This window comes from Pontivivens marinum (assembly GCF_900231835.1).
Lineage (GTDB): Bacteria > Pseudomonadota > Alphaproteobacteria > Rhodobacterales > Rhodobacteraceae > Pontivivens > Pontivivens marinum.
The window spans coordinates 62,564-76,125 of record NZ_OCTN01000008.1 but is presented as its reverse complement, the minus strand read 5'-3'; the positions used below and the strand labels follow the sequence as shown (position 1 = coordinate 76,125).

At 60.8% G+C, this 13,562-nt stretch carries 11 protein-coding genes and 1 other RNA gene; all 12 read right to left on the bottom strand.

Annotated elements, in window-relative coordinates; all coding sequences use genetic code 11:
- Nucleotides 1-73: 73 nt before the first annotated feature.
- The 12 genes from murD to CR254_RS15085 all read right to left on the bottom strand — a co-directional run bounded on the left by murD (nucleotide 74) and on the right by CR254_RS15085 (nucleotide 13,478).
- On the bottom strand, nucleotides 74-1,477 hold the full coding sequence (murD, locus tag CR254_RS15140; protein ID WP_097931462.1) for a UDP-N-acetylmuramoyl-L-alanine--D-glutamate ligase: 1,404 nt from the start codon (nucleotides 1,475-1,477) through the stop codon (nucleotides 74-76).
- Between the two features lie 45 nt (nucleotides 1,478-1,522).
- Entirely contained in the window at nucleotides 1,523-2,608 is a 1,086-nt protein-coding gene (mraY, locus tag CR254_RS15135; protein WP_097931460.1) for a phospho-N-acetylmuramoyl-pentapeptide-transferase, read from the bottom strand.
- Nucleotides 2,609-4,066, bottom strand: coding sequence for a UDP-N-acetylmuramoyl-tripeptide--D-alanyl-D-alanine ligase (locus tag CR254_RS15130; protein ID WP_097931458.1), 1,458 nt, complete (start codon nucleotides 4,064-4,066; stop codon nucleotides 2,609-2,611).
- Nucleotides 4,063-5,541 carry a UDP-N-acetylmuramoyl-L-alanyl-D-glutamate--2,6-diaminopimelate ligase gene (locus CR254_RS15125; RefSeq protein WP_425440291.1) on the bottom strand — a complete coding sequence of 493 codons (1,479 nt, stop codon included), beginning with the start codon at nucleotides 5,539-5,541 and terminating at the stop codon, nucleotides 4,063-4,065. The genes CR254_RS15130 and CR254_RS15125 overlap by 4 nt, the downstream gene beginning before the upstream one ends.
- Nucleotides 5,542-5,637: 96 nt before the next feature.
- Complete coding sequence (locus tag CR254_RS15120) at nucleotides 5,638-7,422, bottom strand: peptidoglycan D,D-transpeptidase FtsI family protein (RefSeq protein ID WP_097931456.1); 1,785 nt, start codon at nucleotides 7,420-7,422, stop codon at nucleotides 5,638-5,640.
- Nucleotides 7,419-7,808 carry a cell division protein FtsL gene (gene ftsL, locus CR254_RS15115; protein ID WP_097931454.1) on the bottom strand — a complete coding sequence of 130 codons (390 nt, stop codon included), beginning with the start codon at nucleotides 7,806-7,808 and terminating at the stop codon, nucleotides 7,419-7,421. The genes CR254_RS15120 and ftsL overlap by 4 nt, the downstream gene beginning before the upstream one ends.
- Before the next feature lies 1 nt (nucleotide 7,809).
- Nucleotides 7,810-8,808, bottom strand: coding sequence for a 16S rRNA (cytosine(1402)-N(4))-methyltransferase RsmH (gene rsmH / locus CR254_RS15110; protein WP_097931453.1), 999 nt, complete (start codon nucleotides 8,806-8,808; stop codon nucleotides 7,810-7,812).
- Complete coding sequence (locus tag CR254_RS15105) at nucleotides 8,805-9,311, bottom strand: division/cell wall cluster transcriptional repressor MraZ (RefSeq protein ID WP_097931451.1); 507 nt, start codon at nucleotides 9,309-9,311, stop codon at nucleotides 8,805-8,807. The genes rsmH and CR254_RS15105 overlap by 4 nt, the downstream gene beginning before the upstream one ends.
- Nucleotides 9,312-9,775: 464 nt before the next feature.
- Nucleotides 9,776-10,150: RNase P RNA component class A (rnpB, locus tag CR254_RS15100), an RNA gene on the bottom strand.
- 78 nt (nucleotides 10,151-10,228) lie between these two features.
- Complete coding sequence (locus tag CR254_RS15095; protein ID WP_097931449.1) at nucleotides 10,229-11,407, bottom strand: DegT/DnrJ/EryC1/StrS family aminotransferase; 1,179 nt, start codon at nucleotides 11,405-11,407, stop codon at nucleotides 10,229-10,231.
- Between the two features lie 2 nt (nucleotides 11,408-11,409).
- Nucleotides 11,410-12,675 (bottom strand): ABC transporter permease, encoded by a 1,266-nt coding sequence (locus CR254_RS15090; RefSeq protein ID WP_097931447.1) that lies wholly within the window; start codon nucleotides 12,673-12,675, stop codon nucleotides 11,410-11,412.
- A complete protein-coding gene (locus CR254_RS15085; protein ID WP_097931445.1) occupies nucleotides 12,672-13,478 on the bottom strand; it encodes a taurine ABC transporter ATP-binding protein in 807 nt (268 codons plus the stop codon). Before CR254_RS15085 ends, CR254_RS15090 begins: the two co-directional genes overlap by 4 nt.
- Nucleotides 13,479-13,562: the final 84 nt, after the last annotated feature.

The window sequence follows — 13,562 nt, the reverse complement described above, 5'->3', positions numbered from 1 at the left end:
ATTGCTGCGTCACTGTGGCAGAGACAACGCAGCTTTCATCGCGTTGCTTCACAGCTTCGTGAGTCTAGCCCGATCATCCAGCCAGTGCAGCTACCAAAGCCTCGAACATCTCGCCACGCGCCTCAAAGCTCGGGAATTGGTCAAAGCTAGCACAGGCCGGTGCCAATAGAACAGTATCCCCCGGTTGCGCGGCGGAATGGGCACTGGCCACGGCCTGCTGCATTGTGCCGCTGATTTCATGGGGAAAATCGGTTAAATCCTGCGCAAAGGCAGGCGCCGCCTCACCGATCAAATAGCTGGACGTGACGTGATCCATCAACGGGATCAGTGAGCTGATACCACCCGCCTTAGGCACTCCACCAGCGATCCAGTGGATGTTTTTAAAGGCGCGTAAGGCCTGCTCCGCCGCATCCGCATTCGTGGCTTTGGAGTCGTTTACATACCGCACGCCGTTGATCGTCGCGATAACCTGACAGCGGTGGCGTAAGCCGGGATAGCTCCGCATCCCCGTCTCAATCTGCCGCGGGCCAAGGCCAAGGCTGCGCCCAACGGCATAGGCCGCGCAGGCGTTTTGGTGGTTATGTGCACCGGGCAATCCCGCCATTTCTCGCAGGTCAAAGGACGCAACCTGCCGCCCCTTGCGCCATTCGGCCAGATGCCCCTTACGCGCGAAAACAGACCAGCCATCGCCGGACAGTTTTTGGCCGGATGAAACACGGATCACCGGATCGCCGGTCGCGGTTTCCTCACGCAATTGCTGGGCCAGATAGCGGCCCTCAACCTCATCCACACCGATGATGGACCGCTCGGGGCCACCCTCCGCAAATAGACGGCGTTTGGCGGCGAAATAGCCCCCCATCCCGCCGTGACGGTCCAGATGATCCGGCGTCAGATTGGTGAACACGGCGATATCGGGCGACAGCGCACGGGCCAGCTCGGTCTGATAGCTGGACAGTTCCAGCACAACCACGCCGCCATCCGTGGCCGGGTCCATATCCAATACGCCCCGTCCGATATTTCCGCCCATTTGCACGGACATACCGGCGGCGCGCAGGACATGCGCAACCAGAGCGGTGGTGGTTGATTTTCCGTTCGATCCGGTGATGCAAATCACACGGGGCGCCCGCTCAAACTCGTCCCATTCCTGCGTTGCGAAGCTGCGGAAGAACAGCCCGATATCATTGTCCACAACCGCGCCGTTCTGCCATGCCTTGGCGATAGCGGGATGTGGTGCGGGGTATAGATGCGGAATACCGGGTGAGGTGATCAGCGCGTCGATACCGTCCCAAGCCGCATCACGGCTGAGGTCGGCAACGGTAAAGCCCTCATCATGGGCGACGGTGCGCGCGGCCTCACCATCATCCCAGCAGATCGGGATCGCATCCCCCGCAGCCAAAGCGCGCGCTGTGGCCAGACCTGACCGGCCCAGCCCCAGAACGGCGACCTTGCGCCCCGCATATCCACGTACAGGTATCATCGCATGGCCCCGCTATGCTCTCAAAATATCCGCGTTCCAGCTGACTTAGCGCAGCTTTAGCGTGGCAAGTCCAATCAATGCGAGGATCAGTGCAATAATCCAGAAGCGGATGACGATTGTGCTTTCGGCCCAGCCCTTTTGCTCAAAATGGTGGTGGATCGGCGCCATCAGGAACACCCGTTTTCCGGTGCGCTTATAAACCGCGACCTGAATGATGACGCTCAGCGCCTCAACCACGAACAGGCCGCCGATGATGCTCAGCACGATTTCATGCTTTGTCGCCACCGCAATGGCACCCAACGCACCGCCCAAAGCCAGCGAACCCGTATCGCCCATAAACACCGCAGCGGGCGGCGCATTATACCACAGGAATCCCAATCCGGCTCCGATCACCGCCGCGCAGAACACGGTAATCTCACCGGTTCCGGCCACATAGTGCACGTCCAGATATTCGGTAAAGTCGGTCCGGCCCACGAAATAGGCGATCACCCCGAAAGAGGCCGCTGCGATCATCACCGGCATAATCGCCAACCCGTCCAGACCATCGGTCAGGTTCACAGCATTGGCAGCACCCACGATAACGATCATCGCAAAGGGGATGAAAACAAAGGACAAGTTCAGCAATACATCCTTGAACACCGGAAAGGCCAGATGGCCGGACAGCTCAGGCGAATGCAGATACATCGCCCAGATCGCGGCAGTTCCCGCAAGCGCGAAACCAATGGCCAGACGCACCTTGCCCGACACGCCCTTGACGTTGCCCGCGCTGACCTTGGCATAATCATCGGCGAAACCGATGGCACCAAAACCGAACGTGACCATCAGGACCATCCAGACCCAGCCGCTGTCCAGTCGTGCCCATAACAGGGTCGAGATCAACAGCGCCAGCAGGATCAGAACTCCGCCCATTGTCGGCGTGCCCTGCTTCTCCAGCAAGTGCCGCTCCGGCCCGTCCTCGCGGATCGGCTGGCCCTTTTTCTGGCGACGGCGCAGCTCATCAATCAGCGGACGGCCAAAGGCGAATCCGATGATCAGCGCGGTGAAAAACGCGCCACCGGACCGAAAGGTCAGATAGCGGAACAGGTTGAAGACATCCCCCCCATCGGAAAGACTTGTCAGGAAATACAGCATTCAGGCGTCCTCATCCTCGGCGCTACTCTGGGCTGGCACCGCGTGCCCCAGTTTTAATATGGCGTCAACGATCCGCGCCGCGCGCGAACCCTTCGATCCCTTGACGAGCGCAACGTCACCAGCGTCGAGCAATCTGCCCGCCCGCTTGGCCAGTGCCTCGGCATCCTCGTACCACTCACCGCGTTTGGAATGCGGCAGGGCCTCGTGCAGCGCGCGCATCAGCGGGCCGGCACAGTGAATTCGGTCAATTTTCTGGATCATCGGCAGATCGGCCAACGCCGCGTGATGCGCCTCGGCCTCCGGCCCTAGCTCCAGCATATCAGTCAGAAAGGCAACGCGCCGCCCCTTGGCCACACGGCCAATGCCGTTTTTCGGAGTTGCTGCCTCCAGCACCTCCAACGCCGCCGCCATCGAGGTCGGGTTGGCATTGTAAGCATCATCAATCAGCAGCACCGATCCGTCGATCGACGCATGCCCCCGACCGATCCGCCAACGCGCCCCACGCCCATCCGGCGCACGCCACTGACCCAGCGCCATCGCCGCCTGTGCAACATCGGCGCCCACTGCCTCAACCGCAGCCAAAACAGCCATGGCATTCATCGCCAAATGGCGGCCCGGTGTGCCTAGTTTAAACAGCAACCGATCACCATGCACCCGCGCCACAGCGCAAGTCGTCGCCCCACGCAAACGGGTCGATAGCAGTAAAAACGGCGGCCGCCCTGCCCCGCCAAAGGGCACAACCCGCGCCCCAGCGCGCAACGCCTTACGCCGCAAAATCCGATAGGTGGCATCATCGCGGTTCAACACAACAGCGCCGTCCAGCTCCAAACCGGCAACGATATCGGCCTTTTCCCGCGCAATCCCGCGCACATCGGTAAAGGCAGCGGCATGAACCGCCGCAACCGTCGTCAGCACGCCAACATGCGGGCGGGTGATACGCGATAGCGGGCCGATTTCACCCGGTGCGTTCATGCCGATTTCGATCACTGCAAAATCCGCCTCACGCGGCATACGCGCGAGGGTCAGCGGTACACCCCAATGGTTGTTAAAGCTGCGCTCCGCAGCATGCACATGACCGACCGCGCCCAAAACGGCGCGCAACATATCCTTGGTGCCAGTTTTTCCGACGGAACCTGTGACCGCAATCACCTTGCCATGCATCCGTGCGCGGGCTGCACGGCCCAAGGCCTCCAACCCGCTCAGAACATCCTCAACAATCAGCAGCGGCGCATCCTCTGCCACGCCCTTTGGCCGATGCGTGACCAAGGCCGCAGCAGCCCCCGCCGCCAAAGCCTGCGCCACGAAATCATGGCCATCGCGCACGTCCTTCAGCGCGACAAACAGATCGCCCTGCTGCAATTCGCGAGTGTCGATGGAAACGCCGGTCGCGCTCCAATCTGTGGGGCCAGTGCCACCGGTTGCGTCCTGCGCCTCCTGTGCGGTCCATAGCGGCGTCATAGTGGGCCTCCGGTTTTGCTTGCGGCCAGACGGGCAACCTCAACATCGTTAAAGGGCAGAACCTGATCGCCGATGGTCTGGCCTGTCTCATGCCCCTTGCCCGCAATCAACAGCGTGTCATCCGGCCCCAGCATCGCAATACCGGCCGCAATCGCCGCAGCACGGTCGCCAATTTCCTGCGCATCGGGCGCACCGGCCAGAACTGCGGCACGGATCGTGGCGGGATCCTCGCTGCGCGGGTTATCATCGGTTACGATCACAGCATCCGCATTTTGCGCTGCCGCCTGCCCCATCAACGGGCGCTTACCCGGATCACGATCACCGCCCGCACCAACGATGCAGACCAACCGCCCGGCAACATGGGGGCGCAGCGCGGCTAGAGCGATCGCCACACTGTCGGGCGTATGCGAATAGTCCACATAGATCGCGCCACCTGTTTGGGAATGCGCCGCAAATTGCATGCGCCCGGCCACGGGTTTCAGGGATTCCAGCGCCGCAAATACATCCGTCGCAACCGCACCACTTGCCACGGCCAAGCCCGCCGCCAGCAACGCATTTTCCGCCTGAAACGATCCGATCAATTCCAGCGAGGCCGCATATTCCGCGTCCTGATAGGCAAAGGAAACCCGCTGGCCTGATGCCTCGAACGTGGTGGAGAGCAACCGCAAATCCGCCACCGGATCACGCCCGACGGTCAGCACCTGCCGCCCTGCCGACTTCGCGCGGGCAATCATCCGCTGCCCCGCATCGGTGTCCAGATTGATCACCGCAGTGCCATCAGAGGCCAGAACGCGATCGAATAGCAGCCCCTTGGCCGCCTCATATTCCGGGACAGTCGCATGGTAATCCAGATGGTCACGGCTGAGATGGGTGAACCCCGCCGCACGTAATTTCACACCGTCCAATCGGCGCTGCGCCAACCCATGGCTGGATGCCTCCATCGCGCCATGGGTCACACCCTGCGCCGCTAAATCCGCCAGCAAGCCGTGTAGGATGACCGGTTCGGGTGTCGTATGGCTCAACGCAGCGTTAACCGCACCCTCCACCCCTGTGGTTCCGAAATTGACTGCGCGCAAACCCATCGCCGCCCATAGCTGGCGGGTAAAGCTAGCGACGGAGGTTTTCCCGTTCGTGCCCGTCACCGCCACCATCACATCGGGCTGCGCACCAAACCAACGGGCCGCAACCTGCGACAGGGCCGCCCGTGCATCATCGGCCACCAGCCACACCGCACCATCATCGGGCCGCGCCTGCGCAAAACCTTCCTCATCCGTCAGGATCGCCACAGCCCCCGCCGCAATTGCCGCCGCAGCGAAACGAGCACCGTGGGCATTCACACCGGGTAAGGCGGCAAACAAAACACCTGCGCGCACCTGTCGGCTGTCCACAACCACCCCCGTCAATTCGGGCGTGCCAGCGGTACGGCGCAGAGGCTCCAACCCCAATGAATCGAGTGTTCGGGGCGCATTTGTGATTTGTGCGTCGGTCACGGTCTTATCCAGTTCACTGCCAATAATCAGGGCATTACTCCGACAAGCGCACGGCGTCACCAGTCTGTTTCAAGGGATCGCTCACTGTCCTGCGCTTGCCAATGTTGTGGCAGGCACGTTTTCAACCAGAACCTCAGGCTGCGGACGCATGCCCAAAATCGGCGCAATGCGCGTCACCAACATGCCCATCGTGGGCGCAGCCGTCCAACCAGCCGTGCGACGAATGGCACCGGCGGCAAATGTTTCCGGTTCATCCAGCGACACAACAACGACATAACGCGGGTTCGAGGATGGGAACATGCCGGCAAAGGTCGCAATCACGCTATCCTCGGCATATCCCCCGACATTGGGTTTATCCGCAGTGCCGGTTTTGCCGCCAACCTCATAACCCTCAATATTCGCGAAGCTGGCCGTGCCGCGCGACACAACTGCCCGCAGCATCTGGTTCAATGCCTGAGAGGTTTCACGGCTGACCACGCGGTCCTCCTCCGTCGGAGGGGTCGCACCGGCCAGCAGCGTCGGATGCACCCGCAGTCCACCATTCACAACAGATGCATAGGCCGTGGCCAGATGCAGCGGGGTGGCCGCCAATCCGTGACCATAACTGATCGTAATCGTGCTCAACTCGGACCAGCGTGGCGGCAGCAGAGGATCAGCGTTGCGCGCCTCGGGCAGCTCAACCGGCGATGCGTCAAAGAAGCCAAGTTCACGCAGGAAATCCTGTTGCGCTGGCGTTCCCGTCTGCAATGCAACCCGCGCCGACCCGATATTGGACGACTTGACCATGACCTCGGTCAGCGTCAGCTCAGGTCCGTAATTGTGGTAATCACGGATACGAAACCGACCCCAAGTCAGCGGTCCGCGCGTGTCGATGATGGTGTTCGGCCCTGCGACCCCACGCTCCATCGCATTGGCGGCGGCAAATGCCTTGAACGTCGAGCCAAGCTCGTAAACGCCCTGCGAAGCGCGTGAGAACAGCAAGTCCCCGTCCGGCCCCTGTGGCGCAGGGCGGTCATTCGGATCAAAATCGGGCAGCGAGACCATGGAGACCACTTCACCATTGGTCGCATCCATCACAATCGCCGCAGCACCAATCGCACCATAGGCATCCATCTGCGATTGCAACACGTCGCGGGTGGCGTTTTGCACCTGCATGTCGATGCTCAACCGCAGCGGGGTATCAATCTGCTCCGGATCACCAAGACGGTCGTCGAACTGATATTCGATACCGGCCACGCCCTCCAGCTCCGCCGCGCGGGCGGCCTGAACCTCATAGCGCGATCCGCCGAGGATATGGCCAATACGCTGTCCTTGCGGGTAAATCCGGGTTTCTCGCGGGCCGAAATATACGCCGGGCTGGCCCAGTTCATGCACGGCCTGCTGCTGCTCGGGGCTGATCTCGGACCGGATCCAGTGGAAATTGCCCGGACGCTCGAATTTCTCAAGCAGGGTTTCCGCGTCCAGATCAGGGAAGATCGAGGCAAGCCCCTCCGCCACGCCAACGAAATCCACCATCTGCCGTGTTTCGACATAGATGGCCGATGTCACCATGTTCGTGGCCAGCAAAACCCCGTTGCGATCCACAATATCGGCACGATGCGCGCGGATCGGCTCACCCGCTACAGCGCGCCGTGTTTCGGTCGGCGCACTGGCCGAAATCACAGCCATTTTTCCGCCAACCGCTGAAAAGGCCAGCAGAAACACGCCAGACAGCAACCAAAGCCGCCATTCGGCACGGCGACGCTCCTCGGACCGGCGATTGCGCAAAACGGCTGCGCGGCGCTCAGCCTCGACAATATCGGGGTTCAGCCCCTGCGAACGGGCCGCAATAACCTGTGCCAGCGGGCGAAGTGGAACGCGGATCATTGCACGACCCCCGTTTCAATTCCGGCCTCGATCAGCGTCATCGGCAATCGCGCCTGCCCTGCCGCAGCGGGCAGAACGGGCGGCGCGACAAAGATGTCCTGCACCGGATAGGCCACCATGCGCAGTTCCCCAAAGTGGTCAGGGTGCAACGGCATCAGGCCCAGCGTCGCCAAATGCAACTCAACCAAGGCCTCCAGCCGCTCAGGCCGGTTCAACCACGCCCATTCCACCTGCAAAACAGAGATTTGCTCACGCTCCTCCGCGATGGAACGCTGCAATTGTGCGACCTGCTCCAGCGCGGCGCGGGTGCGGTAATTCACCTGATAGGCCCAGAATGCGACCCCGACGACCATTGCAATCGCCAGCACATATATTGGCGACTTCATCTCAGGTCCCCTCGGAGGATAGCAATGTCCGGTCCAGACCGGGCAGGCCCAAACCGGCCACATCCGCCGGAAATGGTGCAGCGTCGGTGCGCCGCGCGGCACGCAACTTGGCCGAACGGGCGCGCGGATTGCGCTCTAATTCCTCGGGCTGCGAGGTCACTGCCTTGCGCGTGATCATCTCGAAACTCGGGGGTGTGACATGCTGCATCGGGGCGTAACGGCTACCGCCACCGCCCTTGCCAGCACGATCCGCGAGGAACCGCTTTACGATCCGATCCTCCAGCGAATGGAAGGTCACAACGATCAGCGTGCCACCGGGGGCCAGAATACGTTCCGCCGCCAGCAAACCACGCACCAGCTCCGCCAGTTCCTCATTCACCGCAATCCGCAGCGCCTGAAAGGTCCGCGTCGCGGGGTGGGGTAAACCGGGTTTGCCGCGCGGCACCTCCTTGGAGATGATATCAGCCAAGGCCAGCGTGGAATCCGGCAATGGGCGCGCCGCGATAATCGCCTTGGCAATCCGACGCGAGGCCCGCTCCTCACCATACTGGAAGATAATATCGGCCAGATGCGCCTCGGATGCCTCGTTCACCAGATCCAGCGCACGCGGGCCATCCTGCCCCATGCGCATGTCTAGCGGACCGTCCTTTTGAAACGAGAACCCCCGCTCCGCCTCATCGATCTGCATCGAGGACACGCCGATATCCAGCACAACGCCGTCCAGCGTCTGAACGCCCGCATCGCGCGCCAATTCGTCCAAGCGCCCAAACGTGCCCGCCAAGAAGGTAAACCGCTCCGCATAGGGCTCGGTCCAAACGGCCAGCTCCGCCTCGGCCCGTGGGTCGCGATCGACGCCCAGAACACGGTCTGCACCGGCATTTAACAGCGCCCGCGTATATCCGCCCGCGCCTAATGTTCCGTCCAGCCAAACGCCACCAACCGGCGTTGCGGCAGCAATCACTTCATCAAGCAGAACCGGAATGTGCGGCGCATCGGTCATGTCTGATACTTCTCTTTTGCGGCGTTCATCAGCACGAACAGATCGTCGGGCGCAGGTTCGGCCTGCAACCACTCCAACATATTCGCCTTATAAGCGGCGTATCCTTCGGGGGACCAAATCTGGAAACTGTCGATCATGCCGACAAAAACGGCTTGGGTCGTGATCCCTGCCTTGGCACGCATATCGGCGGATAAGCCAAACCGGCCATTATCATCCAGCGACGTGTTATCAGACCCCGCCGCCAGCAGGCTGGAAAGGGCGTCACGCTCTTTGGAAAAACGGGGCAAGGCGGCGACATCGTCGTCGATCAGGGCCATCTCGTCGGTGGTGTAAACGTTCAGACAGGCGCGGCGATCCTGGTTCTTGACCACGACCAGCGGCACGGGCGCGCCCTCGGACCAATCCTCGACACCCTCAAGCACCCGGCGAAACGGCGCAGGAACGGAGACGCGACCCTTCGCGTCAACCTTATGCGTCCATTCACCGCGAAATCTTAACGCCACCGACTTTGCCCCACTTACGCGTGCACAGTACTGGCCTAGAATAGAAACGGCGGATGCGCCGCTCTACTGCACACCCGCCGCCTGTCCCTCGAAGATCTACCGACGCACTGGCTGCATTGGTTCGGTCCGCGCCTTATTATACTGTGCTCGTGTCTTCTCATTCTATTTCAGACAGAAGCTTGCCTGTATGAGTTCTGCCAACTCCCGGCTCGATTCTTTAAGCGATCAAATCCGGTTCTGCCTCTGTCTGAATAAAGGCTTAGCATGGGAAGTTATGGGAAACAAACAAATTTGATGGGAATTGAGTGAACCTGAACCCGCAACGCATGGTCACAACAGGTCAAAACACCGACCACAACACCACAGATTGCCACATTTCGGCCACATACCACTATATCTTGCGCCAGAAGGGGCGTCATCGCGGTGGGATAAAAATCCATGCGATCCCATCGCGGACCGTTTTTTTGTGCGGAGGGCCTGTAAGCCGGATTCTGTCCGGGTCGCCCTGGGGCTTCCCTGAATGATCATTCCTCTGTGTACACGCTTACACGTGACATCAAGCAGCCAACCCGAATCGTCGGGGCGAAAGCAGCCCTGGGCCGAAACCCGCGCGATCCCTATTCGGCTTTGCTCCCGGCGGGGCTTGCCATGCCCGGTCTGTTGCCAGCCCGGCGGTGGTCTCTTACTCCACCGTTTCACCCTTCCCCGATCGCGACCGGGGGGTCTGTTCTCTGTGGCGCTATCCCTCGGGTTACCCCGGCCGGGCGTTACCCGGCGCCGTTTCTTTCTGGAGTCCGGACTTTCCTCGACGTTGCCGCCGCGATCATCCAGCCCACCGCACGAATCACTGATAGCGCCGTCACAGCCCTGACGCAAACCCAGAATCGCATTTTGCAATATTGCTTGCGCGCGCGGCTTCAGCCGTGCAGCGCACAGTCGCGGATAATCCGCCCGATCTGCCGGCAATCATCGACGCTGAATGTCAGCGGCAACCGCATATCAAACAGCCCCGCCAGAACCGCATCCGTCTGCGGCAATTCCTGCTGCGGCACGGATCGCCAGTCATGGTGGCTGGACGTAAAGCCAACCGCCTGCGATGCCCCGAACCATTTAAGCTCAACCCCACGCGCGGCACAGGCCCGCAGGAAGTCCTGCGCCGAACCCTCGGGCCGCAAGAACTGGATCGAGCTGCCGACAAAAACCTCATCCACTGGACGCTCAATCACCGTTAAGCCAGCCACATCGCGCAGTTCCGCCTCAACCGCCGCATAGCGTTTGGCCCACCGCGCTACGTTTGCATCCAACCGCCGCAATTGCGGGCGCAGGATCGCCGCGCGCAGGTTGTCCATGCGACTGGAGCAGTTCGGCATATCCAACCGTGCCTGCGAATAGGCATCGGCCGACGGCCCCGCCACATGCCGGTCATATAACATGTACGAGCCGGACAGGATCGTCGCCCGCGCCATAAACTCCGCATCATCCGAGGTCAGCAAACCGCCCTCACCCGAATTCAGATGCTTGTAGGTCTGGGTCGAAAAACACCCTGCAACACCAAAGCTGCCGGACCGTTTTCCGCGCCACGTCGCCCCCATCGAATGCGCGCAATCCTCGATCACCGCGATACCCAGACGATCCGTGATCTCCATCAGCGCATCCATATCCGGCAGATGCCCGCGCATCAGGGATAGCAGCATGACCTTTGCGCCGCTTTCAACGGCGATCCGCTCCAGATGATCTAGGTTTGGGACCAAGCCCTCAGTCGTTTCAACCAGCACAGGTATGCCGCCCGCCGCCACAATTGCACCCGGTACGGGGGACAGAGTGAATGCATTGGTCAGCACAAAATCGCCAAATTCGACACCCACGGCACGTAACGCCATCTGCATCGCCGCCCCGCCTGACGCGCAGGCCAGACAATAGGCCGCGCCCTGCCATGCCGCATATTCCTGCTCCAGCGCGGCAACCTCACCGATTTCACCCTCGGCAATGTTGTAGCGATGCAATCGGCCAGAGCGCATGACATCCAGTGCAGCCGCCATTTCCTCTTCACCCAGCGCTTCCTGCTGGGTGAAGTTTCCGGTGAATTGCTCAGCCATGATCAGCTGCGCCCCTTCCAGGGAACCAGCGCCCCCTCGGCCAAGCGCATCAGAATATCGATGCCATAGCCGATGATGCCGATCAGGATGATGCCCATGATAACAATGTCGGTCAGCTGGAATTTAGAGGCTGCGATAATCATCATGCCTGCCCCCTTTTCCGCCGCGACCAGTTCCGCCGCAACAACCGTGCCCCAGCAGACCCCCATCGCAACCCGTGCACCGGTAAAGATTTCGGGCAGCGAGTTTGGGACAATCACATGTTGCAGGATTTGACGCTTGGACGCGCCCAGCGAATAGGCCGCGTGAACCTTGGTGATATTCACGCCAGACACACCAGCCCGCGCCGCAATCGTCATGATCCATAGCGAGGCGAGGAACAGCAGGATAATCTTGCCCTGCTCACCAATGCCGAACCAGATGATAACCAGCGGGATCAGCGCCAGCGGCGGAATAGGCCGCATGAACTCGACGATCGGATCGAACCAACCACGGAACCAATTGCTCAACCCCATCGCATATCCCAGTGGCACGCCCAACACCGCACCAGCGGCAAAGCCTGCGACAACGCGGATCAGGGACCAGCCCAGATGCTCCCACAGGGTCGAGTTCTGGTAACCGGTCGATGAAATCTCCATCAGGCGGGCCAGAACTGCCTCGGGTGAGGGCAGCCAGATCGGCTCCATCTGCCAACCGGAATAGGGTGCAAAATTCAGGGTGCCACGGTTTGTCATCGACATGACGCCGTTATCAACCTTGACCTCCACACCGGGCGAGATTTCCTGACCGTTTACCGCGATGATGTCATAGGGGTCAGCGTCGCCGCCGATATCATTGCGGTCCACACGGATCAGGCCGCTGCGCCACGCATTGATCTTGGCCGTGTCGTTCAGGGCAAAACCGTCGCCCTCCTCGATCACGGCATCATCGACCTGCTCACCGGTGCGGGCAACGCGGACAACCACTGTGGCATCATCGGTTTCACCCGCCGCATTGCGCGCCGTATAGGTAAATGTCGTATCTCCCATAAAGGGACCGGGCGCATGGATCGGCGTGATTGACGATCCGGTGAACGCCCCCCAAATCAGAAAGATCGTCAGGATCGAGATAACCGACGCCGCCCGATTGGGCCGCACCGCGCTTTCATCACCAAAGGTAACAGTCTTGAGCGAGGTGAAATCCTTGGTCGCCGCGCGCCGGTCGCTGATCAATTTGACGATGAAATAGGCGCCAACAAACAGCGCGATATAGATCAGAAGGATAATCATGCCGCGCTCTCCGTGCTGCCCATAATTTCCTCTTCCATGTCCCAGATCATGCTGAGAATTTCCTCACGACGCTCGCCAAAGGCGGGGTCCTTTTTAACTTCGCGCAGGTCCTGCCCAACGCCCATCTCGGCAAAGGGCAAACGGTATTCACGGTGAATCCGGCCCGGACGCGGTGCCATAACCAGCAGACGCTCGCCCAGCAGCAATGCCTCCTCAACCGAGTGGGTGATCAGGATGATCGTCTTGCCGGTTTCCTTCCACAGCTTCAGAACCAGACCCTGCATCTTTTCCCGCGTCAGCGCATCTAGCGCGCCCAGCGGTTCATCCATCAGGATAACATCGGGGTCATTAGCCAGACAGCGGGCCAGCGCCACACGCTGCTGCATACCGCCGGACAATTCGTAAACTGCCTTTTCCTTGAAGTCCTGCAGGCCGACCACTTCGAGCAGGTGATCCACGATCTCCGCGCTTTCCGCCTTGGGCATACCCTTCATATTGGGGCCAAAGGCGACGTTTTCGCGCACGTTCATCCACTCAAACAATGCGCCCTGCTGAAACACCATCCCGCGTTCAGGACCGGGGCCGCGCACGACCTGTTCGTGCAGCACAATATTGCCTGAGGTCGGGGCCAGAAATCCGGCCACAATGTTGAGTAATGTTGTTTTACCGCATCCGGACGGGCCGAGCACGGACATCAGCTCACCCTCCGCGATATCCAGCGATACGTTCTTCAATGCCTGAACCGAGCTGCCATTGGGCAGGTCAAAGCGCATTGAGATATCGTCGATCCTAAGTCCGGTCATCGTGTGTACGCCTCCGGCGAGGTGGGGATTTACAGCGAGGGGGGGATCCGGCCCGCCAATGGGTGGCAGGCCGGATCGGGTATC

Bases quoted from the DNA above. Each gene is read 5' to 3' on its own strand.
- murD (WP_097931462.1), bottom strand. From the start codon at position 1,477: ATGATACCTGTACGTGGATATGCGGGGCGCAAGGTCGCCGTTCTGGGG.
- mraY (WP_097931460.1), bottom strand. From the start codon at position 2,608: ATGCTGTATTTCCTGACAAGTCTTTCCGATGGGGGGGATGTCTTCAAC.
- CR254_RS15130 (WP_097931458.1), bottom strand. From the start codon at position 4,066: ATGACGCCGCTATGGACCGCACAGGAGGCGCAGGACGCAACCGGTGGC.
- CR254_RS15120 (WP_097931456.1), bottom strand. From the start codon at position 7,422: ATGATCCGCGTTCCACTTCGCCCGCTGGCACAGGTTATTGCGGCCCGT.
- ftsL (WP_097931454.1), bottom strand. From the start codon at position 7,808: ATGAAGTCGCCAATATATGTGCTGGCGATTGCAATGGTCGTCGGGGTC.
- rsmH (WP_097931453.1), bottom strand. From the start codon at position 8,808: ATGACCGATGCGCCGCACATTCCGGTTCTGCTTGATGAAGTGATTGCT.
- CR254_RS15095 (WP_097931449.1), bottom strand. From the start codon at position 11,407: ATGGCTGAGCAATTCACCGGAAACTTCACCCAGCAGGAAGCGCTGGGT.
- CR254_RS15090 (WP_097931447.1), bottom strand. From the start codon at position 12,675: ATGATTATCCTTCTGATCTATATCGCGCTGTTTGTTGGCGCCTATTTC.
- CR254_RS15085 (WP_097931445.1), bottom strand. From the start codon at position 13,478: ATGACCGGACTTAGGATCGACGATATCTCAATGCGCTTTGACCTGCCC.